Here is a 22,014-nt window from a genome sequence, read left to right on the forward strand (position 1 = left end):
CGCCCTAAAGGCGGCGCAGGGTGTCGCCGTAGGTGAGCGTGGGCTCCAGGACGATGCGCGACGGCGCGCCCTGGCCGTCGACGCTGGCGGCGCGGGTCACGATCAGGTCCGCGGCGCGGCGGCCGATTTCCTGGCGGCAGGAATCCATGGTGGCCAGTTCGCGCGGCAGGCCCTTGATCAGGTCGACACCGTTGAAGCCCGCAAGACCCACCTCGCCGGGAATGTCGACGCCCTGCTCGGTGAGGTAGAGCAGGCCGCCCGCGCCGATCAGGTCGTTGGAATAGTATATGAAGTCGAGGTCGGGGCTGCGGGCCAGCACGTCGCGGGTCATCTCGCGTCCCTTCTTCAGCGCCGAACCGCCGGAGTAGAACTCGCGGTCCTCGATCTCGATCCCGGCCTTGGCGAGGGTTTCGGTGAACCCTTCGAAGCGTTTGCGGGCGCGGTGGTCGAGCGGCATCTTGGTGCCGAGGAAGGCGATGCGCCGGTATCCGGCCTTGATGATCGCCTTGGCCATCTGCGAGCCGGCGCGGCGGTGCGAGATGCCGACCACCGAGTCGATCGCGGTGCCGTCCACATCCATGATCTCGACCACCGGGATGCCGGAGGCACGCAGCATGGCGCGCGCCGCGTCGGAATGGTCCATGCCGGCGATGATCACGCCCGAGGGGCGCCAGGACAGCATTTCGTAGAGGACCTTTTCCTCTTTCTCAGGGCGGTAGCCGGTGACGCCGACCACGGGCTGCAGATCAGTCTCGTCGAGGGCCTCGGAGATCCCGGTCATGACCTCGGGGAAGACCATGTTGGACATCGAGGGAATGATGACCGCGACAAGGTTCACCCGCTGGCTGGCCAGCGCGCCGGCGATCTTGTTCGGCACGTAGCCCAGCGTCTTGGCGGCGGCGAGGACGCGGCTGCGGGTGGCATCGGACACGTCGCCGCGATTGCGCAAGACGCGGCTGACGGTCATTTCGGACACGCCCGAAGCCTCGGATACGTCGCGAAGCGTGAGCGGTCGGTTATCCTGTGACGTCATGGCGCGGGGCGTTCCTGTCAGGGGGTGCGCCGATTCTAGCCGAACCGGCGCCACCGCTGCAAGCAGGGCTTACTCTGCCTCGGTTTCCGGGTCGGGGTCGGTCTGCGCCTCTGCGGAGGGGTCCGGGGCGGGGGCAGATATGGGATCGAAAGCGCCCACCGAGATATCCAGCAGAACCCACCGCCGGCCTTCGTTTACCAGCACCATGTCAAAGCTGAAATGTTGTGGCCGGGTCGGAAAGTACCCTGTGAGCCGCATCTGCTGACCCCCGGCGGCAATCTTGGCCTGGAGGATTTCAGGCTCGGTCACAAGGACCGGCAGCATGTCGAGACCGGCCTCGCGCACCGGCGTGAAGAGCCCGGCAAGCCGAGTCGGATCGTTCGCGGCGGAAAACTCGGGCGCGGCATAATCCCTCAGCACGGTATAATTGCCCGTCCAGTTGCCGTGATTCACGGCCGTCATGATGTCGCGTATCAGCGCGACGGCAAAGCTGCGCTCGACCTGCTCCTGTGCGGCCGCATGTCCGGTCATGAGCACTACGGCGAAAAGCGCCGCAACGATCCGTTGCGACGCTCCCTTCTTGGCGTGACGTGTTGCCGTTACCAGGCCCATGTCACCCCGACACGGCCACCGGTCTGGTTGTTGTCGAAACCGTGGGCGAGACCGGCGTCGAACTGCACGGAATCGCTCGCGCGGAACCCCATGTTGAGCGCGAAGGCGGTCTTGCCTTCGAAGGCGCCGACACCGGTGGACAAGGCGAAGGTCCGGTCGCTGGGCACGTAGGGCGCATCGAGGGCCATCGCCATCGCGATACCTTCCTTGTTGTTCTCGATGCCACGCGCGTTCGACGCAATCCCACGGGAGTTTGCCGCAATCGATCCTGTATTGGCCTGGACCGCGCTGGTCAGCGCCGCCGTCGGCAGCGCGGAATTGTCGACGGCCAGGTTACCCGCGGCGTCCGTCGTCAGGTAGCCGACGACGGCACCCTGCGCCGCGGTGCTTTCTGCGGAGTTGATGCCGGGCGTGGTATAGGTGTTCTGCGCGTTGCCGAGGACGAACTGGTTGGCGTTGGTGGCTTGGGCCCCGTCACCGATTGCGACCGAGTTGGTGGCCGTGGCCGTTGCCAGGTTGCCGAAGGACAGCGACCGCTCGCCGGACGCGACGGCCCCTTCGCCGACCGCCGTGGACCGCACACCGCTTGCACGGGCAAGGTGGCCGAACGCTTGTGCACGCTCTGCCGTTGCCATGGCTTGCCAGCCCATCGCCGTGGCGCCGGGGCCGGTTGCGACGGTTTCGCCGCCGACTGCCGTGGTCGAGGGGCCGGTGGCCTGCGAGGTGTCACCGAAGGCAATCGAGTCGATGCCGTTCGCGATGGCCTTGTTGCCGATGGCGGTGGCGTTGTCGGTCTGCGCGTCGGCGTTTTCACCGACCGCGAGGCTGCGGACGCCTTGTGCCGTCGCAAGGTGCCCGAAGGCTTGCGCGCGTTCGGCTGTTGCCTGGCTTTGCCAGCCGATGGCGGTGGTGCCGGGGCCGGTCGCGACGGTTTCGCCGCCGACTGCGGTGGTGGAGGGGCCGGTGGACTGCGAGGTGTCACCGAAGGCAATCGAATCGACGCCGTTCGCGATGGCCTCGTTGCCGATGGCGGTGGCGTTGTCGGTTTGCGCGTCGGCGTTCTCGCCAACGGCGAGGCTGCGGACGCCCTGTGCGGTCGCGAGATGCCCGAAGGCCTGTGCGCGTTCCGCCGTCGCCTGGCTCTGCCAGCCGATGGCGGTGGTGCCGGGGCCGGTCGCGACGGTTTCGCCGCCGACTGCGGTGGTGGAGGGGCCGGTGGCCTGCGAGGTGTCACCGAAGGCAATCGAATCGACGCCGTTCGCGATGGCCTCGTTGCCGATGGCGGTGGCGTTGTCGGTCTGCGCGTCGGCGTTTTCACCGACCGCGAGGCTGCGGACGCCCTGTGCGGTTGCCAGATGCCCGAAGGCCTGTGCACGTTCGGCTGTTGCCTGGCTTTGCCAGCCGATGGCGGTGGTGCCGGGGCCGGTCGCGACGGTTTCGCCGCCGACTGCGGTGGTGGAGGGGCCGGTGGCCTGCGAGGTGTCACCGAAGGCAATCGAATCGACGCCGTTCGCGATGGCCTCGTTGCCGATGGCGGTGGCGTTGTCGGTTTGCGCGTCGGCGTTCTCGCCAACCGCGAGGCTGCGGACGCCCTGCGCGGTTGCGAGGTGCCCGAAGGCCTGTGCGCGTTCGGCTGTTGCCTGGCTTTGCCAGCCGATGGCGGTGGTGCCGGGGCCGGTTGCGACGGTCTCGCCGCCGACTGCGGTGGTGGAGGGGCCGGTGGCTGCGGCTTCGGACCCGATGGCGATGCCGTCGGTCGACGTTGCATCGGTCACCGACTGATCCCCGATGGCGACCGAGAAGTCACCGTTCGAGGTGCTGTTTTCGCCGCATTCGACGCTATTGGTGCCAGCGCCCGTGTTGCAGGGTGCGGTTGTGTCCGCCATCGCCGCGTGGCTGCCGGCGAGGACAAAGACGATGGCCGTGCCGCTGCGCAGCAGCGCACGGCGTGGGGATTGTGTGATGGAGAACATGTAAACCCTAACCTTGGTTGAACTGATACCTAGACCGAAACAATCTCGGCTATTCCACGATATGCGCCAAACAGGCGTGGAGCAAAGCTATTCTTGCGTTTTTCTTGATGTCATCGCGCGCAGGCGCACTCAGAGAGACGTTTCATCCTCTTCGTGACACGCGCGGGCGACTGGATTATGAACGCGGCAGCGGCCCCGTGGCTCAACTGGATAGAGCAGCCCCCTCCTAAGGGGCAGGTTGCAGGTTCGAATCCTGCCGGGGTCGCCAGTCTTCCGCGTGCAACGGCCAATGCACCATAAGCTTGCACGTTTGGGCGGTTTTCATGCCCACTGCCAGTCAAGGGGGAATTTTAAGTCCGACACAATCGGCCCAACTTCGAGGTATCCTGGCTGTTCATGCTAAGAGCTTGCTTAGCAGTCGTTCGTGTCCCGGCTGGCGAATGGCCGCATCGAGCCCTTTGCGGACAAGTGTGATCTATTTCCCCGAGCGCCATCGACGGGCCGCGGCGCGGCGATCCGACGGTAGTTCGGCAGCACTTTATCGAGGCCAAATCCGAAACAGGATGGAGCGATTCACCGTACTTCACCCAATCGCCGGGCCGTGGGGGCGGCCCGTCGATGGCGCGGGGCCTGCGGCCTGTTTCCGCGCCGGGGCTGTAGATCAAACGTCTTTTATGTCCGCTGAGCCGCCATTCTCGAGTGCCATAAGCAATATCCTCGCACATCCGATCTGTACATGCTTATGGTGCGTTGGCACGTGCAACGTCAGAACTTCGTCAGACCGGGACGCTTGCCGATGGTGATGTGATCGATCTCCTCGTTGCGCAAGCCGAGGATCAGGGCGGGAATCATCAGGAACACCAGGCAGAAGATCGGCAGGCCGACAACGGTGATGACCTGTTGCAGGGCCGTCAGTCCGGCGTCGCCGGCGAGGACGATCAGCATCGTGGCCACCAGCCCTTCGGAGACGCCCCAGAACACGCGCTGACGGGTCGGGCCGGGATCGGGGGAGCCGGTGCAGAGCATGTCGACCACCAGCGAGGCGGAGTCCGAAGAGGTTGCGAAGAAAATCGCGACCACGAGCACGGCGATACCCTGTACGAGGTCGGCGAAGGGGAAGTTTTCGAAGAAGGCGAACATGGCGAGCGGCACCGACTCGGCCACCGCATCGCTGAGCGCGCCGGCCTGATCGCCCAGCGCCTCGCGCGCGGCGGCGCCGATGCCGTCGATTTCCATCGCCTGCCAGCCGAAGATCGAGAACCAGATCAGGGTGAAGAGCGAGGGCGCCAGAAGGACCCCGAAGACGAATTCGCGGATCGTGCGCCCGCGCGAGATCCGGGCCACGAAGAGGCCGATGAAAGGGGACCACGTCACGGTCCAGGCCCAGTAGAAGACGGTCCAGCCGCCCTGCCAGCCCCAGCCGTCGGAATCGGGGCCAATATCGGCCAGCATGTCGTTCCAGAACGCGAGGCGCGGAAGGTTGCCGAGGTAAAGCCCGACGGTTTCAACCATGCCGCGCAGCAGGAACAGCGTCGAGCCGCAGATCAGCACGAAGATCATCAGGCCCACGGCCATGCCGATATTGATGTTCGACAGCAGCTTCACGCCCTTGTCGAGGCCCGCTACGATGGAGACCACGGCCACGGCCGTCAGCACCGTGAGGATCGCGACCTTGAGCATGACGCCGCTTTCCCAGCCGAACAGGGCCTCGAGCCCGGCGGCGATCTGGGACGAGCCGAGGCCGAGCGAGACCGCGACGCCGAAGAGCGTGCCGAGAACCGCAGCGATGTCGATGGCTTTGCCCCACGGGCCGTAGATCCGATCCTTGAGAAGGGGGTAGAAGACCGAACTGACCCGCACGGGCAGGTCGTAGCGATTGATGAAATAGGCAAAGGCCAGCCCCGGCAGGGCGAAGATCGTCCAGGTGTGCAGGGCGAGGTGGTAGGTGGCGATGGAGATCGCGTCTTGCGCGGCCTCCTGGGAGAAGGGCTCGACCCCGGGCAGGGGCGGGGTGGCGAAATGGCTCATGGGTTCGGCCACGCCCCAGAACATCAGCACCGTGCCGATGCCGCCGGCGAAGAGCATCGTGAACCAAGACAGGTTGGTGTAATCGGGGCGCGAATCGCGCGGGCCGAGACGGATATGGCCATGACGGCTCATGGCGGTCCACACCAGGAAGCCAAGCCAGAGGTTCACCCCTAGGATGAAGAACCACCCCAGGTGAGAGACGATCCAGGCGCGCCCGGCAGCGAAGGCGTCGCCGATGGGTTCGGGGGCAATGACCAGTGCGAGGACGAAAACGAGGGTGAAGATTGCGGATACGGAAAAAATCACCGGATCGGTTTTCAGGCCCATCCGTTCAACCCACGTAGTCATATGACTGTCCCCCTCTGGACGTTTTTCGTTCTTGAACGTTAAGGTTTTGAACGCAGTGGGGGTGCGGTGAGTTCCACAACTTTTGGTAGCGCGCCAAGCGAAACACGCGTCCTAGGGCGCGGGCGGCGTCAGATCACCCGGATGACTTTCTTGTCGATGGCCAGCATGTAGCCGCGCCGCGCGATGTTCTTGACCAGCAGTTCCGACACCATCTGGTTGCCCAGCGTGTCGCGCAGGCGCTTGATCCGAGTGGCGCCGGCGGCTTCTTCGCAATCGTCGGCGGAGCGGCCCGAGATCACCGCCTCGATCTCGGCACCCGACAGCACGTCATCGTCCATCCGCGCCTCGGCCAGCACGGCGAGCGTTTCCATCGCCGCATCGGTCAGCTTGAACCCCATGTTGTTGAGATAGACGGCGTTTTCCTCGCGGCTGATGAGCAGCGAACTGACCTGGATGCCGGAATGTTCGATCTGCGCGAGGCGGCGATTCATGCCGGCGAGCATCACCAGGAACACCAGCGCGGCCACGAGGAGGGCCGTGGCGAAGACCAGCAGCACCAGGATGAGCATTCGGTAGCTGCCCAGGGTCTCGGAAAAGGCGGTGCCCGAGAGGGCGAGAATTTCCAGGAGCTTGATCTCGGCGTCCGAGGTGAGCGCGTCGTTCTCGGCGAAAATCTGCGCCACCTTGTCGTTGAAGGCGTTGGCGTCGGGCAACGTGAGCACCAGGAGGATGGCGGCACCGACGAGAATGGTGACGATGGCCGCGACGCCAAAGAGCACGATCCGGTTGCCGGAGCGGCGGGTGTCGGTGATGGAAGTGTCGAGATCCTGCACGTGCCCCTGCCCCCTGCGCTAGCCTTCGCGGACCGACAGGACCTTGAGCAAGGTCAGGCCCTGTCCGGCAAGGCGGGCGCCAAGCTGGGCGGTGGCGTTGGCGACGGTACAGGGCCCGCTGACCTGCGCGACCTCGTAGATGAGCTCGAACGGGGTGTCGCGCTTGGCCTTGTACTCGGCATAGCAGGCGGCCTGTGCGGCGCCGGTCGTGGCGGTGGCAAGGCCGAGCGTCACGACGAGGGGAAGGGTTTTGCGTTTCATGGCGCCAAGATGCGCGTATCCCTGCCGCTATTCAATATCGGGTTGGCGGGAAACGGCCTTTTGCGCCGTGTTATCGGATAGCAGGTGGCCGTTATTGCCTGTCTCGGCGGGCTGGACCCATCCTTGATGCATCGCCTGACCCGGGCCGACACGGTGACGTCATGACCGGGGTGGGGACCGATCAAGGCTCAAGCAGAGAAAGGACCTGACATGACACATCGGACATTCATATCGCTGATCCTGGCGGCGGCGCTCGCCGTGACGGGGATGACAGCCGCGCCGGCGCAGGCCGGTGACAAGGACGTGGCCAAATGGGTGGCGGGGGCGGTCGCCCTGGGGCTGATCGGCGCGGCCATCGCCGACCAGCGCCGCGACGACCGCGCGGTGACGCGCCTTCAGGGCGGCCACGGGCCACGGTTCAACAACGGGCATCGCCGCGGGTACGACCGGTACGACAATCGCGGGCATCGTCGCGGGCATGACGGCTATGGTCATCGTGGGCGTCATGGCGATCGGTTTGCATTGCCGCAGCAGTGCCGCCGCGACGTGCGGGTCCGGGGCGGCGTGCTGCGCGGGTATGGGCGGCATTGCCTGCTGAAAAATTATCCGCGGTTCAATGCGCTGCCGCATCGCTGCGCTGTGGAGACACGCGGGCACGGCCGGCGCGGCGTCATCTATGGCAGCCAGTGCCTGGAGCGGTACGGGTTCAACGATCGCAGAAGCGACAAGTACCGCAAATAAGAGCGCGGATACCGGTCGAGCAGTGAGGGGAGGCGCGCGGCTCGAAGCATCCTTCGTGCGCCTCCCTTCTTTTCCTTCCATGAAAACGCGACTACTGAAGGGCCCATGAGCATAACCGTGCATGGGCCCCATTTTCAGTTCGAGACCGAGGCGCTGGCCGCTGGCGCGTTGCAAGTGGCCGGGGTGGACGAGGTCGGGCGCGGCCCTCTGGCCGGGCCGGTGACGGCGGCGGCGGTGATCCTGGCGCCCGGGCGCATACCCGAGGGGCTGAACGACTCCAAGATGCTGACGGCGAAGCGACGCGAGGCTCTGCACGACGCGATCCTGGAGGTGGCCGAGGTTTCGGTGGCCCATGCCAGTGTCGAGGAGATCGACGAGATCAACATCCTGCGGGCTTCGCATCTGGCAATGACGCGGGCGCTGGCGGGGCTGTCGCGCCCGCCCTGCCTGGCGCTGGTCGATGGCAACCTTCTGCCCCGCGACATGCCCTGCGAGGGGCGCGCGATCGTCAGGGGCGACGCGGTTTGCCTGTCGATTTCGGCGGCCTCGATTATGGCAAAAGTGAGGCGCGACCGCATCATGTGGGATTTGGCGCAACAGTATCCGGGCTATGGTTGGGAGACCAACGCAGGGTATGGCTCGAAAAGCCACATGGCCGCTTTGCAAAATCTCGGGCCGACCCCACACCATAGACGTTCGTTCAAGCCGGTCCACAATATCTTGTATCAAGAAAAAAACCTAACCGACTGATTCAAAAAGAAATTGACCGCGAATCCGCTTTGACTCATCCTTGGCGTCAACGACCAGAGCGCACAACAAGGCGCCGGGACAGAGGCAGAAAAGATGACGACAAAGACCAAGAAGGGCGTGGAAACGCTCCCGTTGAATACTGTCCTTGGTGGAGATTGTATCGAGGTCATGAACGGCCTGCCGGAAGGCAGCGTCGACCTGATATTCGCCGACCCTCCTTACAACCTGCAATTGCGCGGCGACCTGCACCGGCCGGACAACAGCCAGGTGGACGCGGTCGATGACGCGTGGGACCAGTTCGCCAGTTTCGAGGTCTATGACCGCTTCACCCGCGACTGGCTGAAGGCCGCGCGGCGTCTGTTGAAGCCCAATGGCGCGATCTGGGTGATCGGGTCCTATCACAATATCTTTCGGGTCGGCGCGGCGTTGCAGGACGCGGGCTTCTGGATCCTGAACGACGTGGTGTGGCGCAAGTCCAACCCGATGCCGAATTTCCGGGGAAAGCGGCTGACCAACGCGCATGAGACGCTGATCTGGGCGAGCCGGGACGAGGCGGCGAAATACACGTTTAACTACGAGGCACTGAAATCGCTGAACGAAGGCATCCAGATGCGCAGCGACTGGGTGCTGCCGATCTGTACCGGGCACGAGCGGCTGAAGGACGAGCAAGGCGACAAGGCGCATCCGACGCAGAAGCCCGAGAGCCTGCTGCACCGGGTCCTTCTGGGCACGACCAATCCCGGTGACGTGGTGCTGGACCCGTTTTTCGGCACCGGCACAACGGGCGCGGTCGCCAAGATGCTGGGGCGCGAGTTCATCGGGATCGAGCGCGAGGCGGCCTATCGCAAAGTGGCCGAGAAACGGCTGGCTTCGGTGCGCAAATACGACCGCGCGGCGTTGCAGGTCAGCACCAGCAAGCGCGCCGAGCCGCGGGTGCCGTTTGGCCAGCTGATCGAGCGGGGCATGTTGCGGCCGGGCGAGGAACTCTTGAGCATGAACGGACGTCATAAGGCCAAGCTGCGCGCCGATGGCACGCTGGTGGGCGATGACGTGAAGGGGTCGATTCACCAGGTCGGTGCCGCGCTGGAAGGCGCGCCCAGCTGCAACGGCTGGACGTACTGGTGCATCAAGCGCGACGGCAAGCCGGTGTCCATCGACGTGTTCCGGCAGCAGATCCGGGCCGAGATGGCCGACCGCGCCAACTAGCCAGTCCCAGGACATTCAAGAACACCGCCGGTGCCTGTGGCCTGACACATGGCACTCACCTTGCCCCCGCCCCTGTTGGCGGGGGCTTTTTCATGGCGGTTACACCAGGCGCGTGAGGCGGGTTCTGTGGCGGGGGGTCACTACACTTGGAGATGGCAGTTCAGAGGCCATCGTGAGACCCTGGTGTCGAGCGCCCAGCCGGTTAACAGCCGCGAAGCGGCCCGGCCATCGTCAGCCCCTCCCGTGGGCTGGCGATTTGGCTGAGGCTGGGTGCAACGATCATTCTGAGGATGTCTTTGGCAGACATAAAGTGCTTCATAGTTGCCGTTGGATCGCCACCCCAGGGGCTGACGCTCGCCTCCGTCGTGAACCGCGGCATCGTCCCGCAATGGAGACCTTGATAACCAGGCGCCCTGAGCGGAATCAGGGTGCCGATCGCTGCACCGTCGCACATCGCCGCGCCGCGACACGCCAACCTCCGGAATGGTCATTGTTCCGAGGCTCAGAGAAGCCCCTTCAGATAGGCCCCGTAATTGGTCTTCTTGAACAGCCGCGCGCGCCGGGCCAGATCCTCGGCGTTGATCCAACCCTGCTCATATGCGATCTCCTCGGGGCAGCCGACCTGCTGGCCCTGGCGTTCCGACAGCGTACGCACGAAGTTGCCCGCATCGAGAAGCGAGCCGTGGGTTCCGGTATCGAGCCAGGCATAGCCGCGGCCCATTTGCTGGACGGTCAGTTGCCCGTCGGCGAGGTACATGTCCAGAAGCGACGTGATCTCGAGCTCGCCACGCTCGGACGGCTGCACCCTGGCGGCCCGTTCGGGGGCGGTGCCGTCGAGGAAGTAAAGTCCGGTGACCGCGTAGTTCGAGGGCGGTCTGGCGGGCTTTTCGATGATCGTCTTCACCGTGCCGTCGGGGGCAAAATCGACCACGCCATACCGCTCGGGGTCTGCGACGCGGTAGCCGAACACGGTGCCGCCGGTTTCGATCGCGCTGGCCTCGGCCAGTTGTTGCGGCAGGCCGTGGCCGAAGAAGATGTTGTCGCCCAGCACCATCGCAGACGGGGCGCCGGCGAGGAAATCCCTGGCCAGGACATAGGCCTGGGCCAGCCCGTCTGGCGAGGGTTGCTCGATATAGGTCAGGCTGAGGCCCCACTGGGCGCCATCCCCCAGCGTGCGGATGAACTGGGCCTGATCCTGGGGCGTGGTAATGATGGCAATCTCGCGGATACCGGCCAGCATGAGCACCGAGAGCGGGTAATAGATCATCGGCTTGTCATAGATCGGCAGAAGCTGTTTCGAGACGCCCATCGTGATCGGGTAGAGCCGCGTGCCGGAGCCGCCGGCGAGGATGATGCCCTTGCGTGTCATGCGCATCCCTCCGGGCACGGGCCGGTCCCGCGGTCACGCAGTTGCGTCGTCAGATCAAGCATCTTGCGCCTCCTTCAGGGCCTTCAGAATGTCGTCGAGGCCGTCGCGCCAGTCGGGGCGTGACAGGCCGAATACGCTTTCGGTTCTGGTGCAATCCAGCCGCGAGTTCAATGGCCGGGCCGCCGGGGTCGGATAGTCCGCGGTGGGGATGTCCGTGACCGCGCAGTTCAGCCCGGCCTTGTCGAAGATCGCGCGGGCGAAATCGGCCCAGCTGACATCGGGCGCACCCGAGAAGTGGAAGGTGCCCGACAGCGCAGGATCGTGGCGCAGCGCGTCGCCGATACGCAGGCAGGCCGTCGCGATGTCGCGCGCGGGCGTCGGCCCGCCCACCTGATCGGTGACGATGGTCAGCGCGTCCCGCTTGGCCCCGAGGCGCAGCATGGTCTTGACGAAATTCGCCCCGTGCGCCGACACCACCCAGGAGGTGCGCAGGATGGCGTGGACGCCGCCGGCGGCCCGCACCGCCTCTTCGCCCGCCAGCTTGGTGCGGCCATAGGCGTTTTGCGGCGCGGTCGCGTCGGAGGGTGCCCAGGGGCGGGTGCCGGTGCCGGCAAAGACGTAATCGGTGGAAATATGAACGAAGGGCACGCCCAGCTCCGCCGCCGCGCGCGCCATCGCGCCGGGGGCGTCGGCGTTGATGACGTGGGCCAGCGCCTCTTCCTCCTCGGCGCGGTCGACGGCGGTGTAGGCAGCGGCGTTGATCACAAGGTCGGGACGGTGCGCGGCGATCGCGGCAGCGCAGGCGGCGGGGTCGGCCAGGTCTGCGCTGTCGCGTCCCAGAAACCTGGCGTCGGGTGCCGAGAGACGCAGTTCGGTTGCCACCTGGCCCGAGCTGCCGAAAACGAGTGTGCTCATCCGTCGTGCTCCAATTGCGTTGACCCGGCTGACGGGCCCCCGCGTCGATAGTCCCTGACGCGCGGTTCTGCCAAACGGTTTGTCCCGGGGCCTATCGCACGCCCCCTGCGCCAAGACGTTGCCCGACGCCGTCGCGGGTCTGCAATGCGCGCCACCACGCCTCGTTGTCCAGATACCACTGCACGGTCCGCTCCAGCCCTTCTTCGACGGTGACGGACGGGCGCCAGCCCAGTTCCTGCCGGATGCGCGTGGGGTCGATGGCATAGCGGGCGTCGTGGCCGGGGCGGTCGGTGACGAAGGTGATCTGATCCGCGTAGGAGCCGCTGGCCTTCGGGCGCTTGTCGTCGAGGATCGCGCAGAGAGACTGGACCAGTTCGAGATTCGTGCGCTCGTTCTCGCCACCGATGTTGTAGCTTTCGCCAACGACGCCTTTCGCCAGCACGGTCAGCAGGGCGTCGGCGTGATCCTCGACATAAAGCCAGTCGCGCACGTTTGATCCGTCGCCGTAGATCGGCAGCGGCTTGCCGGCCAGCGCGTTGAGGATGATCACCGGGATCAGCTTTTCCGGGAAGTGGTAGGGGCCGTAATTGTTGGAACAGTTGGTGAGCACCACCGGCAAGCTGTAGGTTTCGTGCCAGGCGCGCACCAGGTGGTCCGAGGCCGCCTTGGAGGCCGAGTAGGGCGAGCGCGGATCGTAGGGCGTGGTCTCGGTGAACATGCCGGTCGGACCGAGCGAGCCGAAGACCTCGTCGGTCGAGATGTGATGGAACCGGAAGGTCTCGGGGCGGCCCCGGACCTCCCAATAGTCGCGAGACGCTTCGAGCAGGGTGTAGGTGCCCATGACATTGGTATCGATGAACGCACCCGGTCCGTCGATCGAGCGGTCGACATGGGATTCCGCGGCCAGGTGCATGATCGCGTCGGGCTGGTGTTCGGCCAGGGCGGCATCGAGCGCGGGCCGGTCGCGGATGTCGGCCTGGACGAAACTGTATCCGGGATCGGAGGCCACGGGGGCCACGTTGTCCAGGCAGGCCGCATAGGTCAGGGCATCGAGGTTCACCACCGCGTGGCCGCGCGCGATGGCCAGGCGCACCACGGCCGATCCTATGAACCCGGCGCCGCCGGTCACGAGCAGCTTCATGGCGCACCCGTCCAGACGAAGGGGCTGTCGAACTCGGCCAGGCGCGGCGCGGCCGCGTCCTTTTCCGACAGGACCGCGGCGCCGGAAAGGTTCCAGTCGATGCCGATATCGGGATCATCGAAGAACACCGCGCCATCGCATTCGGGCGCATAGTAATCGCTGCATTTGTAGACGATTTCGGTGGCGGGCTCGCGCGTGGCGAACCCGTGCAGGAAGCCTTCGGGGATCAGAAGCTGCAGGCCGTTCTCGAAGCTGAGGTCGTAGCCCAGCCATTGCCCGTAGGTGGGGCTGCCCTTGCGGATGTCGACGACCACATCGAACAGCCGCCCGCGCCCGCAGCGCACCAGCTTGGCCTGGGCGTGGGGTGGCGACTGGAAATGCAGGCCGCGCACCGTGTCGGTTTGCGCTGACAGCGAGTGGTTGTCCTGAACGAAGTCGATTTCGATTCCATGGGCCGCCAGCGTCTTGCGGCTCCAGCTTTCACTGAAGAAGCCGCGGGCGTCGCCGAAGCGGGCCGGCTCGAGCAGCAATACGCCCGGCAAGGCAGTTTCGGTGATGTTCACAGGCGCGCCTCCGCTTGAAATCGTTCCGGTAGTATCAGCCGATCGGGACGATGTCACGACGCGACGATGGCACCTTTGCAGCGGTTAAGACGGCCGCTACGGGCCTATGACCGCGCATATACGTCCTCGTAGCGGATGATGTCATCTTCGCCCAGGTAGCTGCCGGTTTGAACCTCGATCAGGACCATTGGCACCTTGCCGGGGTTTTCCATCCGGTGGACCGCGCCAAGCGGGATGTAGACCGACTGGTTTTCCGTGATCAGCTCTTCCTTGCCGTCGATCGTCACCTTGGCGGTGCCCTGGACCACGATCCAGTGTTCGGAGCGGTGGTTGTGGCTTTGCAGGCTGAGCGCGGCGCCGGGATGCACGTGGATGCGCTTGACCTGGAATCGCTTGCCACGCGCGAGGCTTTCGAACCAGCCCCAAGGGCGGTGGTCCTTGGGAAACTGCGTTGCTTGCGCGGCGGACTTTTTCTTCAGCGCGTCGACGGCTTTCTTCACACTTTGAGCCTGCGAGGCGTGTGCCACCAGGACGGCATCGGGCATGGCGACGGCCACGATATCCTTGAGACCGATGCCGACCAGTTCGAGCCTGTCGGATTCAGAACGCAGAAGCGTGTTTTCGCACTCCAATGCCGTGGCGGGGCCACTGGTGGCGACACCTTTTTCATCCTGTGGGCTTTCGCGCCATATCGCGTCCCAGCCGCCAAGGTCCGACCAGCCGTGCGACAGCGGAACCACCGACAGGTTCTTCGAGCGTTCCATGACAGCGAAGTCGATCGAGATGTCCTCGGCGCGCGCCCAGGGCTCGGGCGCGAGGCGAAGGAAGCCAAGGTCGGGCTGTGCGCCCTCCAGTGCCGCGCGAACGGGTTCCACGAGAGTCGGCGCACTGGCGTCGAAGGCTGTCAGGATATCGCTGGCGCGGAACAGGAAGATCCCGCCGTTCCACAGGTGACGTCCATCGGCCACCATCTCGGCTGCCCGCGCGGCATCAGGTTTTTCGACGAACCGCGAAAGGGCCACGGGGGTGGTGCCGTCCGGCTCTGCGGCAAGCTGGAGATAGCCGTAGCCGGTTTCGGCATAGCTGGGGGTGATGCCGAACGTGACCAGATCGCCCTTGAGCGCGGCAGGCACGCCGGCTTGCACGGTGGCGCGAAAGGCCTCCGCGTCGTTGAACGCGTGATCGCACGGCGCGACGAGCATCAGGGCGTCCGGGTCCTGTTTCGACAGGTAAAGCGCGGCGGCAAGTATGGCCGGAGCGGTGTTGCGCCCATCGGGTTCCAGCATGATCGTGCCGGGATCTATGCCGACCTCCTGCAACTGCTCCGCGACAATGAAGCGAAAATCGGATGCGGTGATCACCAGGGGCGCGGTGTAATCCCGGCCCGACAGACGCTGCGCTGTCCGCTGGAAAAGCGTGCCCTGATCCCAGACCGGCGCAAATTGTTTCGGGTAGGATTTCCGGCTGAGCGGCCAAAGCCGTGTCCCGGACCCGCCGCACAAAAGCACTGGTGTGATCATGTCGCCTTACCTTATTTTCACCATTAAGGATCGTTCAGTCGAAACCGAAATCTTGCCGATCCGCTATTACAGCGCAAGACGTGACACTTACAGTCCGCGTTTTCGCTATTTTCCGTTCCCGTCGCGGCGGATTGGGGCACCGCACCGGGTTGACTTTGTGAGAATGACTTGCATAATCATTTTAAGCGCCTCAAAGAGAGTTCTGAAATCATGCAATTGTCTCGCCGAAATCTGTTGATCACCTCGCTGTCTGCCGCTGCTCTGGCCGGGACGCCGCTGCGGGCGCAAGGCGCGGCTCTGTCAGTGGTCGCCACAACCGGGATGATCGCCGACGCCGCGCGGCGTGTCGGAGGCGACCTCGTGGAGGTCACGGCGCTGATGGGTGCGGGTATCGATCCGCATTCCTATCGCCAGACCCGAACCGACATCCAGGCCGCCCTGCGCGCCGACGTGGTTCTTTGGCACGGGTTGTACCTCGAGGCGCAAATGGAGGAGTTCCTGCTGAAGCTGGACGAACGCGGGACCGCGGTGCCGGTGGGCGAAAGCGTGCCGCGGGACCGGCGGATCGCGCATGAGGATTACGCCGACAAGTTCGACCCGCATGTCTGGATGGTGCCCGAACTTTGGGCCTACGTGGTGAATGGCGTCCGTGACGCGTTGAGCGATGTGGCGCCGGATCACGCCGATCAATTCGCGGCGAACGCAGCCGCCTACCTGAAGGAACTGGACGCCCTGGCGTCCTATGCGCACCGCGTGCTGGAGACGGTGCCGTCTTCTGCTCGCGTCCTGTTGAGCGCGCATGACGCCTTTGGCTATTTCGGCGAGGCCTATGATTTCGAAGTCGTCGGGATTCAGGGCATCTCCACGGAGTCGGAGGCCGGGCTGAACCGGATCAGGACATTGGCCGATATGCTGGTGGAGCGCGGCATCGGGGCGGTGTTTGTCGAAACCTCCGTCAGCGACCGCAACGTGCGCGCCCTGATCGAAGGGGCGGCGGCGCAGGGCCACGAGGTGAAGATCGGGGGTGAGCTCTTTTCCGACGCGATGGGTGCGCCGGGCACGTATACCGGCACCTATATCGGGATGATCGACCACAATGTCACGACCATTGCCCAGGCGCTGGGCGGCGAGGTGCCAGACCGCGGCATGCAGGGCAAGCTGGCGGAAGGGAGCTGAGGCGGTGACCGTGAAGGTGGTAACGACCGAGGCCGAGCGCGAGGATCGCGATGCGCTGGCGGCAAGCCCGCTCGCGGTGCGTGGCCTGACCGTGTCCTACGGGGAAAAGCCTGCCGTGTTTTCCCTGGATGCGACGTTTCAGCAAGGCGCGATGACGGCCATCATCGGGCCGAATGGCGCGGGCAAGTCGACAATGCTGAAGGCCGCGCTGGGGATCGTCAAGCCAGTCTCCGGGCGGGTCACGGCGTGGGGCGAGGCGCTCGAAAAGATGCGGGCCCGGATCGCCTATGTGCCGCAACGGGCCAGCGTGGACTGGGATTTCCCCGCGCGGGTTCTGGACGTGGTGTTGATGGGCCAATACCGGGACCTCGGCCTGCTGGGGCGGATAAGAACCAAGCACATGCAAGCCGCGCTGCACTGTCTCGAGCGCGTGGGTATGGACGGCTTTGCGGACAGGCAGATCGGGCAATTGTCCGGCGGTCAGCAACAGCGGGTGTTCCTGGCGCGAGCCCTGGCGCAGGATGCGGACCTCTATCTTCTGGACGAGCCTTTCGCGGGGGTCGATGCCGCGACCGAGACGGCGATAATCTCCGTGCTGAAGGACCTGCGCGGACTGGGCAAGACGGTGGTCGCGGTGCATCACGACCTGTCGACGGTCACCGAGTATTTCGACCGCGTCTTCGTCATCAGCACCAGCAAGATTGCCGAAGGGTCGGTGGCCGATGCCTTTACCCGCGCCAACCTTCAGGAGGCGTATGGCGGACGGTTGGCCACGGCCCAGATGGGCGCCTTGGGATAATTCGCGATGGTTTGGGACGCACTGACGCTGCAACTTGGATACAACGCCACGCTCGTGACGCTTGGCGCCGCCTTGCTTGGCATGGCCGCCGGCGCCACGGGCACGTTCCTGTTTCTGGGCAAAAGGGCGCTGGTCAGTGACGCGATCAGCCATGCGACCCTTCCAGGGGTCGCGCTTGCCTTCGTCGCGATGGTGGCACTGGGTGGAGACGGCAGGGCGCTGCCGGGCCTTCTGGCGGGATCGGCCCTTTCGGCGGCGGTCGGCCTCTTGTGCGTCAGCGCCCTGACCAACAGGACGCGGCTGTCGGAGGATGCGGCGATCGGCGCCGTCCTGTCGGTGTTCTTCGGGTTCGGTATCGTTCTTCTGACGGTGATCCAGTCGATGAGTTCCGGGCGGCAGGCGGGGTTGGAGAGCTTTCTGCTGGGGTCGACGGCAGGAATGTTGCGGCAGGACGCGGTGGTGATTGCGTCCGGCGGCGCGATCGTGCTGCTGCTGGTTGCCGCGCTCCGGCGGCCCATGACGATGGTTGCGTTCGACCGCGTGTTCGCGGCGAGCCTGGGGGTCAATGTTCCGCGGGTCGAGCTGGCAATGATGGGCCTGGCGCTGGCGATCACCGTCGTGGGTCTGAAGGTCGTGGGATTGATCCTGATCGTCGCGCTGCTGATCATTCCGGCGGTCGCGGCACGGTTCTGGACCGACCGGGTCGGACGGGTCGTGATCCTGGCCGGCGTGATCGGCGGGCTGTCCGGTTACGCGGGCGCGGCATTCTCGGCCACGGCGCCGGCACTGCCCACGGGACCGATCATCGTCCTGGTGTCCTTCGCCCTGTTCACCCTGTCCCTGTTCGCGGCGCCCAATCGCGGCGTTCTTGCCGCGGTGCTGAAACATCAGCGGTTCCGGGCGCGGGTCCATGAGCGGCAGGGCTTGCTGGCCCTGGCGCAGGGGCAACCGATCTACGAGGGCCTGACGCTGCGCCTGATGCAGCGCCGGGGGCTGATCCGGGCGGATGGCGTGGCGACCGAGCTGGGACAGGCGCAAGCGGCACAGGCCCTGCGCGACGAGCGACGCTGGCAGGTGTTGCGCTCGAACCCGGCCTATGAGGAAGCGGCGGCAAGCTATGACGGGCTGACACCGCTGGACGATGTCCTGACGCCGGATCAGCTGGGTGCGCTGGACCGCGAGTTGCGGCCGAAGGGAGTGTCGTGATGGGCGAGGAATTCGTTGTTCTGTCTCTGGCGCCGATGCTGATCGGCATCTTTGCCGCCGTGGCCTGCGCGATACCCGGCAATTTCCTGTTGCTGCGGCGACAGGCGCTGATCGGCGATGCGATCAGTCACGTGGTTCTGCCGGGGATCGTGGTGGCCTTCCTGGTGACCGGCGTGGTCTCGGCCTGGCCCATGATGCTGGGCGCGGGCGGCGCATCGCTTGTGGCGGTCGGCCTGATCGAAGCGATCAGGCGGCTGGGCGGGATCGAGCCGGGCGCGGCGATGGGCGTGGTGTTTACAGCGATGTTCGCAGGCGGTGTCCTGTTGCTGGAACAGTCGGACACCTCTTCGGTACATCTTGATGTCGAACACGCGCTTTACGGCAATCTTGAAAGCCTGATCTGGCTGGATGCGCAGGGTTGGGCGTCGCTTTGGGACATCGGCGCGTTGCGGGGCCTTCCGCCCGAGTTGTCCCGGATGGCCCTGACCCTGGTGCTGGTGATCGCGCTGACATGGGTTTTCTGGCGACCGCTGAAACTGTCGACCTTTGACGAAGGGTTTGCCCGCACGATGGGCCTGCCCGTCAGCCTGATCGGGTTGGGACTGGTCGTGGTAGCAGCCATCGCGGCGGTCGCGGCGTTCGACGCGGTCGGCTCGATAATCGTGATCGCCATGTTCATCTGCCCGCCCGCGGCCGCACGGATGGTCACCAACGGCCTTGAGGCGCAGGTGGCATGGTCGGTCGGTTTCGCCGTGGTCTCGGCGGTGTTGGGCTACGTGCTGGCAGGCTACGGGCCGCTCTGGTTGGGATTCGACGATGCGGTCAGCGCGGCAGGCATGATCGCGACAGTTTCAGGGGCCATCCTGGGGCTGGCCGCCGCGTTCGGCCCCTGCAGCCACCGGAGCGGCGCCAGCGCGTCGGCATCTTAGCCGTCTGTCAGCCCCAGCGCGCGGCTCAACGCCGCAAGCCCGGATGCGACGAGATCGCCGGGCGCCAGCGCTGTGGCAGGCACCCCTTGTGCGGCAAGGGCGGTCATGTGTGGCGCAGGTTTGGCAGAGATCACCAACACTTCCTGTCCCAGCCAATAGGGTCGGGTGGCGGCCAGTTCCGCGCCCAGAAGATGACCTGTCAGCGCCGCGCGGTCGCCCGAGATTTCCGCCTGACGCAGATGCGCGGCAAGGCGCTCTGGCCGGCTCAGCGTGTCTGCAAGTGCATCGGGATCGGCTGATGCGGTACCGCCGAGCGCGGTCACGAGGCGTGGGGTGAGAACCGTCTGGACGCTGACCGCTTCGCCGGCGCTGATGTGGATCCAGTGCGTCACGTCGGATTGCGTGGCGCATATCACGCCGTCCCAATGCACGCGGCTTGCCAGCGCACCGGCGATCCACAGACGCACGCTGGCGCTGATGATGTCGGGCGGGGTGGCCTGTTCGAGCGCGCTCAGGGTATCGCCGGTCTTCGGCAGGATGCCGGTGGGCAGCCGATCGGGAGGTCCGTCCCCCAGCCGTACCATGCGCGGTGGGTCGCCAAGCTCTGCCAGCACCGCCTCCTCGGAGGATCCGGTGGCATGTCTCAGGACGCGGTCGCCCTCGACAAGGTATCCGCACTGGCCGGCATTATCGGGAACGAGCGCGATCCAGCGGGTCATCGCGCCTGCATCTGGCGCACCAGCGGGGCCACGTCGTATCCCGCCTTGGCGGCGCGGTCGATGATCTCGCTGTCGTCGCGACGACCGTGTTCGACCGCGGCCCAAAGCATGGTGCAGCGCGTCCCGCTTCGGCAATAGGCCAGGATGGGCTTGGGCAGGTCCTTGAGCGCCGCGTCGAATTCGGCCAGCGCTTCGGGGGTGATCATGCCTGAGATGATCGGAATGCTGCGGATTTCCAGGCCCTCGGCCTTCGCCGCCTGCTCGATTGCCTCGAACTCTGGCTGGCCGAATTCTTCGCCATCGGGGCGGTTGCACAGGATCGACTGGAACCCGGCGCCGGCGATCTCCTTGATATGGGCCGCGTCGATCTGTGGCGAGACCGCGAATTCCTTGGTCAGGGGGCGAATGTCCATGGCTTGGCTCCTGTTCCGATGGGCCCATATGGGCGCAAACGGGGGCGGATTTCAATGCTGGCCTTGGATGTTTGCGGCCTGTCGGCACGCACGCCCGATCCGTGCTATAGTCCGAGTCTCACGGTCATTGACCGCACTGAATGGGAGGATCGACCAACATGACGGACAAGGACGCCTACACCAAGAAGCTAGAGGCCCAGATGAAGGAATGGCAGGCCAATATCGACAAGCTGCGGGCGCAGGCCGAGAAGGCGCAGGCCGATTCCCAGATCGAGTACGAGCGACAACTCAAGGATCTGCGCAGCCGCCGCGATGAACTTCAGGAAAAGTTGAGCGAGTTGCAGAAGAACCAGTCCGCGGCCTGGAACGACATCAAGGCCGGTGCGGACAAGGCGTGGGACGACATGTCCAAGGCGATGCAGGATGCGTGGAAGCGGTTTGGCTGACCTGTCGCGGCGCGCCCGGGTCAGTCGTAGCGCAGATCGGTCGCCTTGCCGCGAAAAACCACGTAGGACAGGACGGTGTATCCGATGATCATCGGCAGCACGAGGAGCGTGCCGACCAGGATGATCATCAGGCTTTCCGGTGCGCTGGCCGACTCGTAGAGGGTCAGACGCTCGGGCACGACGTAGGGATAGAACGAATACGCCATGCCGACGAAGCCGAGCGTGAAAAGCGCAATTGTGAGGCTGAAAGGCAGGAACGAAAGCGCGTCGTTTTCCCTGGGAAGCGTTCTGAGGACCCACCACAGCGCCAGGAGCAGGCCCGCGGAAACAAGTGGCAACGGCGCAAGCAGGTAAAGCTCGGGGAAAGAGAACCATTTTTCGAAGATGCGGGCGCTGACATAGGGCGAGCCCAGCGACACCGCCCCGAGCCCGAGCACGACACCCCAGATCCCGCGTCGGGCCCAGTGGATTGCCTTGACCTGAAGGTTGCCTTCGGCCTTGAGGATCATCCACGTGGCCCCGATGAAGGAATAGGCCACCGTCAGAAAAACCGCGGTCGTCGCGGCGAAGATCAGGGTAAACGGGCTGATCACAAGGCCCATGACGTAAAGGCCCAGCATGAAGCCCTGCGACAGCGAGGCCATGAGGCTGCCCCAGAAGAACGACAGGTCCCAGAGCCGCTTGCGCCGCGCCGGCGCCTTGGCGCGAAACTCGAACGCCACGCCGCGCAGGATGAGCCCCACCAGCATCACCGCGACCGGCAGGTAGAGTGCCGTCAGGATGACCCCGTGGGCGGCGGGGAACGCGACCAGCAGGATCCCGATGGCCAGCACCAGCCAGGTTTCATTGGCGTCCCAGAACGGCCCGATCGAGGCCACCATCCTGTCCTTCTCGGTGTCCGTGGCAAAGGGGAACAACACGCCGAGGCCCAGGTCGAAGCCGTCCAGGCAGACATATACCAGGATAGAAAGCCCCATCAGGCCTGCGAAGGTGAAGGGCAGCCAGGTTGCCGGGTCTCCGAAAGCGTCCATGG

At 65.3% G+C, this 22,014-nt stretch carries 22 protein-coding genes and 1 tRNA gene; 9 read left to right on the forward strand and 14 right to left on the reverse strand.

The genetic code is table 11. The annotated features are described in order from the left end of the window. Positions 1-4 precede the first annotated feature (4 nt). The 3 genes from FIU89_RS01290 to FIU89_RS22770 form a co-directional block, all read right to left on the reverse strand. Positions 5-1,033, reverse strand: coding sequence for a LacI family DNA-binding transcriptional regulator (locus tag FIU89_RS01290; RefSeq protein ID WP_152490931.1), 1,029 nt, complete (start codon positions 1,031-1,033; stop codon positions 5-7). Between the two features lie 69 nt (positions 1,034-1,102). Beyond that, entirely contained in the window at positions 1,103-1,645 is a 543-nt protein-coding gene (locus FIU89_RS01295; protein ID WP_172977986.1) for a hypothetical protein, read from the reverse strand. Further along, positions 1,633-3,618 (reverse strand): YadA-like family protein, encoded by a 1,986-nt coding sequence (locus tag FIU89_RS22770; protein ID WP_152490933.1) that lies wholly within the window; start codon positions 3,616-3,618, stop codon positions 1,633-1,635. Before FIU89_RS22770 ends, FIU89_RS01295 begins: the two co-directional genes overlap by 13 nt. 191 nt (positions 3,619-3,809) lie before the next feature. Here FIU89_RS22770 and FIU89_RS01305 point away from each other — a divergent pair. Beyond that, a tRNA-Arg gene (locus FIU89_RS01305) sits at positions 3,810-3,886 on the forward strand. 497 nt (positions 3,887-4,383) lie between these two features. Here FIU89_RS01305 and FIU89_RS01310 read toward each other — a convergent pair. The 3 genes from FIU89_RS01310 to FIU89_RS01320 form a co-directional block, all read right to left on the reverse strand. Then, positions 4,384-5,994: a BCCT family transporter gene (locus FIU89_RS01310; RefSeq protein WP_152490934.1), complete on the reverse strand. Its 1,611-nt coding sequence runs from the start codon at positions 5,992-5,994 to the stop codon at positions 4,384-4,386. 128 nt (positions 5,995-6,122) lie between these two features. Continuing rightward, positions 6,123-6,827 (reverse strand): hypothetical protein, encoded by a 705-nt coding sequence (locus FIU89_RS01315; protein ID WP_172977987.1) that lies wholly within the window; start codon positions 6,825-6,827, stop codon positions 6,123-6,125. Positions 6,828-6,845: 18 nt separating this feature from the next. Beyond that, complete coding sequence (locus FIU89_RS01320) at positions 6,846-7,088, reverse strand: hypothetical protein (protein WP_152490935.1); 243 nt, start codon at positions 7,086-7,088, stop codon at positions 6,846-6,848. 210 nt (positions 7,089-7,298) lie between these two features. On the opposite strand from FIU89_RS01320, the gene FIU89_RS01325 reads away from it, so the two are divergent. The 3 genes from FIU89_RS01325 to FIU89_RS01335 all read left to right on the forward strand — a co-directional run bounded on the left by FIU89_RS01325 (position 7,299) and on the right by FIU89_RS01335 (position 9,785). Then, positions 7,299-7,829 carry a hypothetical protein gene (locus FIU89_RS01325; RefSeq protein WP_152490936.1) on the forward strand — a complete coding sequence of 177 codons (531 nt, stop codon included), beginning with the start codon at positions 7,299-7,301 and terminating at the stop codon, positions 7,827-7,829. Positions 7,830-7,934: 105 nt separating this feature from the next. Next, entirely contained in the window at positions 7,935-8,579 is a 645-nt protein-coding gene (locus tag FIU89_RS01330; RefSeq protein WP_152490937.1) for a ribonuclease HII, read from the forward strand. A gap of 93 nt (positions 8,580-8,672) precedes the next feature. Next, positions 8,673-9,785: a site-specific DNA-methyltransferase gene (locus FIU89_RS01335; protein ID WP_152490938.1), complete on the forward strand. Its 1,113-nt coding sequence runs from the start codon at positions 8,673-8,675 to the stop codon at positions 9,783-9,785. Positions 9,786-10,287: 502 nt separating this feature from the next. Here the strand turns inward: FIU89_RS01335 and rfbA are convergent. From rfbA to FIU89_RS01360, 5 genes are all read right to left on the reverse strand, one after another. Then, positions 10,288-11,154 carry a glucose-1-phosphate thymidylyltransferase RfbA gene (gene rfbA / locus FIU89_RS01340; protein ID WP_152490939.1) on the reverse strand — a complete coding sequence of 289 codons (867 nt, stop codon included), beginning with the start codon at positions 11,152-11,154 and terminating at the stop codon, positions 10,288-10,290. A gap of 54 nt (positions 11,155-11,208) precedes the next feature. Then, positions 11,209-12,069, reverse strand: coding sequence for a dTDP-4-dehydrorhamnose reductase (gene rfbD / locus FIU89_RS01345; protein WP_152490940.1), 861 nt, complete (start codon positions 12,067-12,069; stop codon positions 11,209-11,211). A gap of 91 nt (positions 12,070-12,160) precedes the next feature. Beyond that, positions 12,161-13,210: a dTDP-glucose 4,6-dehydratase gene (gene rfbB / locus FIU89_RS01350; RefSeq protein ID WP_152490941.1), complete on the reverse strand. Its 1,050-nt coding sequence runs from the start codon at positions 13,208-13,210 to the stop codon at positions 12,161-12,163. Then, the gene (gene rfbC, locus FIU89_RS01355) at positions 13,207-13,773 is read right to left on the reverse strand and encodes a dTDP-4-dehydrorhamnose 3,5-epimerase (RefSeq protein WP_152490942.1); all 567 of its coding nucleotides are present in this window, start codon (positions 13,771-13,773) and stop codon (positions 13,207-13,209) included. Before rfbC ends, rfbB begins: the two co-directional genes overlap by 4 nt. 104 nt (positions 13,774-13,877) lie before the next feature. Continuing rightward, positions 13,878-15,293 (reverse strand): mannose-1-phosphate guanylyltransferase/mannose-6-phosphate isomerase, encoded by a 1,416-nt coding sequence (locus FIU89_RS01360; protein WP_152490943.1) that lies wholly within the window; start codon positions 15,291-15,293, stop codon positions 13,878-13,880. Between the two features lie 210 nt (positions 15,294-15,503). Here FIU89_RS01360 and FIU89_RS01365 point away from each other — a divergent pair, with 210 nt between their 5' ends. From FIU89_RS01365 to FIU89_RS01380, 4 genes are read left to right on the forward strand one after another with little or no spacing between them, the layout of a single operon-like run. Continuing rightward, positions 15,504-16,469, forward strand: coding sequence for a metal ABC transporter solute-binding protein, Zn/Mn family (locus tag FIU89_RS01365; RefSeq protein ID WP_152490944.1), 966 nt, complete (start codon positions 15,504-15,506; stop codon positions 16,467-16,469). Positions 16,470-16,473: 4 nt separating this feature from the next. Next, positions 16,474-17,268: a metal ABC transporter ATP-binding protein gene (locus FIU89_RS01370; RefSeq protein ID WP_302849002.1), complete on the forward strand. Its 795-nt coding sequence runs from the start codon at positions 16,474-16,476 to the stop codon at positions 17,266-17,268. Between the two features lie 6 nt (positions 17,269-17,274). Further along, on the forward strand, positions 17,275-18,474 hold the full coding sequence (locus FIU89_RS01375) for a metal ABC transporter permease (RefSeq protein ID WP_152490946.1): 1,200 nt from the start codon (positions 17,275-17,277) through the stop codon (positions 18,472-18,474). Further along, on the forward strand, positions 18,471-19,403 hold the full coding sequence (locus tag FIU89_RS01380; RefSeq protein ID WP_152490947.1) for a metal ABC transporter permease: 933 nt from the start codon (positions 18,471-18,473) through the stop codon (positions 19,401-19,403). The genes FIU89_RS01375 and FIU89_RS01380 overlap by 4 nt, the downstream gene beginning before the upstream one ends. Here the strand turns inward: FIU89_RS01380 and FIU89_RS01385 are convergent. Both FIU89_RS01385 and FIU89_RS01390 read right to left on the reverse strand, forming a co-directional pair. Continuing rightward, positions 19,400-20,122, reverse strand: a complete 723-nt coding sequence (locus FIU89_RS01385; RefSeq protein WP_152490948.1) for a 2-dehydro-3-deoxygalactonokinase — start codon at positions 20,120-20,122, stop codon at positions 19,400-19,402. The two genes, FIU89_RS01380 and FIU89_RS01385, sit on opposite strands and share 4 nt — an antisense overlap. Beyond that, positions 20,119-20,535 carry a TIGR01244 family sulfur transferase gene (locus tag FIU89_RS01390; RefSeq protein ID WP_152490949.1) on the reverse strand — a complete coding sequence of 139 codons (417 nt, stop codon included), beginning with the start codon at positions 20,533-20,535 and terminating at the stop codon, positions 20,119-20,121. The genes FIU89_RS01385 and FIU89_RS01390 overlap by 4 nt, the downstream gene beginning before the upstream one ends. A 158-nt stretch (positions 20,536-20,693) precedes the next feature. Between FIU89_RS01390 and FIU89_RS01395 the strand changes: the two genes are divergently transcribed. Beyond that, positions 20,694-20,981: a hypothetical protein gene (locus FIU89_RS01395; protein ID WP_152490950.1), complete on the forward strand. Its 288-nt coding sequence runs from the start codon at positions 20,694-20,696 to the stop codon at positions 20,979-20,981. 20 nt (positions 20,982-21,001) lie between these two features. Here the strand turns inward: FIU89_RS01395 and FIU89_RS01400 are convergent, their stop codons facing one another. Further along, on the reverse strand, positions 21,002-22,012 hold the full coding sequence (locus FIU89_RS01400) for a cytochrome d ubiquinol oxidase subunit II (protein WP_152490951.1): 1,011 nt from the start codon (positions 22,010-22,012) through the stop codon (positions 21,002-21,004). Between the last annotated feature and the right edge of the window lie 2 nt (positions 22,013-22,014).

The organism is Roseovarius sp. THAF27 (genome assembly GCF_009363655.1).
GTDB lineage: Bacteria > Pseudomonadota > Alphaproteobacteria > Rhodobacterales > Rhodobacteraceae > Roseovarius.

Excerpts from the sequence above, each read along its gene's own strand:
- rfbA (WP_152490939.1), bottom strand. The coding sequence starts at position 11,154 with ATGACACGCAAGGGCATCATCCTCGCCGGCGGCTCCGGCACGCGGCTC.
- FIU89_RS01385 (WP_152490948.1), bottom strand. The coding sequence starts at position 20,122 with ATGACCCGCTGGATCGCGCTCGTTCCCGATAATGCCGGCCAGTGCGGA.
- FIU89_RS01320 (WP_152490935.1), bottom strand. The coding sequence starts at position 7,088 with ATGAAACGCAAAACCCTTCCCCTCGTCGTGACGCTCGGCCTTGCCACC.
- FIU89_RS22770 (WP_152490933.1), bottom strand. The coding sequence starts at position 3,618 with ATGTTCTCCATCACACAATCCCCACGCCGTGCGCTGCTGCGCAGCGGC.
- FIU89_RS01395 (WP_152490950.1), top strand. The coding sequence starts at position 20,694 with ATGACGGACAAGGACGCCTACACCAAGAAGCTAGAGGCCCAGATGAAG.
- FIU89_RS01290 (WP_152490931.1), bottom strand. The coding sequence starts at position 1,033 with ATGACGTCACAGGATAACCGACCGCTCACGCTTCGCGACGTATCCGAG.
- FIU89_RS01400 (WP_152490951.1), bottom strand. The coding sequence starts at position 22,012 with ATGGACGCTTTCGGAGACCCGGCAACCTGGCTGCCCTTCACCTTCGCA.
- FIU89_RS01335 (WP_152490938.1), top strand. The coding sequence starts at position 8,673 with ATGACGACAAAGACCAAGAAGGGCGTGGAAACGCTCCCGTTGAATACT.
- FIU89_RS01330 (WP_152490937.1), top strand. The coding sequence starts at position 7,935 with ATGAGCATAACCGTGCATGGGCCCCATTTTCAGTTCGAGACCGAGGCG.
- FIU89_RS01390 (WP_152490949.1), bottom strand. The coding sequence starts at position 20,535 with ATGGACATTCGCCCCCTGACCAAGGAATTCGCGGTCTCGCCACAGATC.
- FIU89_RS01375 (WP_152490946.1), top strand. The coding sequence starts at position 17,275 with ATGGTTTGGGACGCACTGACGCTGCAACTTGGATACAACGCCACGCTC.
- FIU89_RS01295 (WP_172977986.1), bottom strand. The coding sequence starts at position 1,645 with ATGGGCCTGGTAACGGCAACACGTCACGCCAAGAAGGGAGCGTCGCAA.
- rfbD (WP_152490940.1), bottom strand. The coding sequence starts at position 12,069 with ATGAGCACACTCGTTTTCGGCAGCTCGGGCCAGGTGGCAACCGAACTG.
- FIU89_RS01365 (WP_152490944.1), top strand. The coding sequence starts at position 15,504 with ATGCAATTGTCTCGCCGAAATCTGTTGATCACCTCGCTGTCTGCCGCT.
- FIU89_RS01360 (WP_152490943.1), bottom strand. The coding sequence starts at position 15,293 with ATGATCACACCAGTGCTTTTGTGCGGCGGGTCCGGGACACGGCTTTGG.
- FIU89_RS01310 (WP_152490934.1), bottom strand. The coding sequence starts at position 5,994 with ATGACTACGTGGGTTGAACGGATGGGCCTGAAAACCGATCCGGTGATT.
- FIU89_RS01325 (WP_152490936.1), top strand. The coding sequence starts at position 7,299 with ATGACACATCGGACATTCATATCGCTGATCCTGGCGGCGGCGCTCGCC.
- rfbB (WP_152490941.1), bottom strand. The coding sequence starts at position 13,210 with ATGAAGCTGCTCGTGACCGGCGGCGCCGGGTTCATAGGATCGGCCGTG.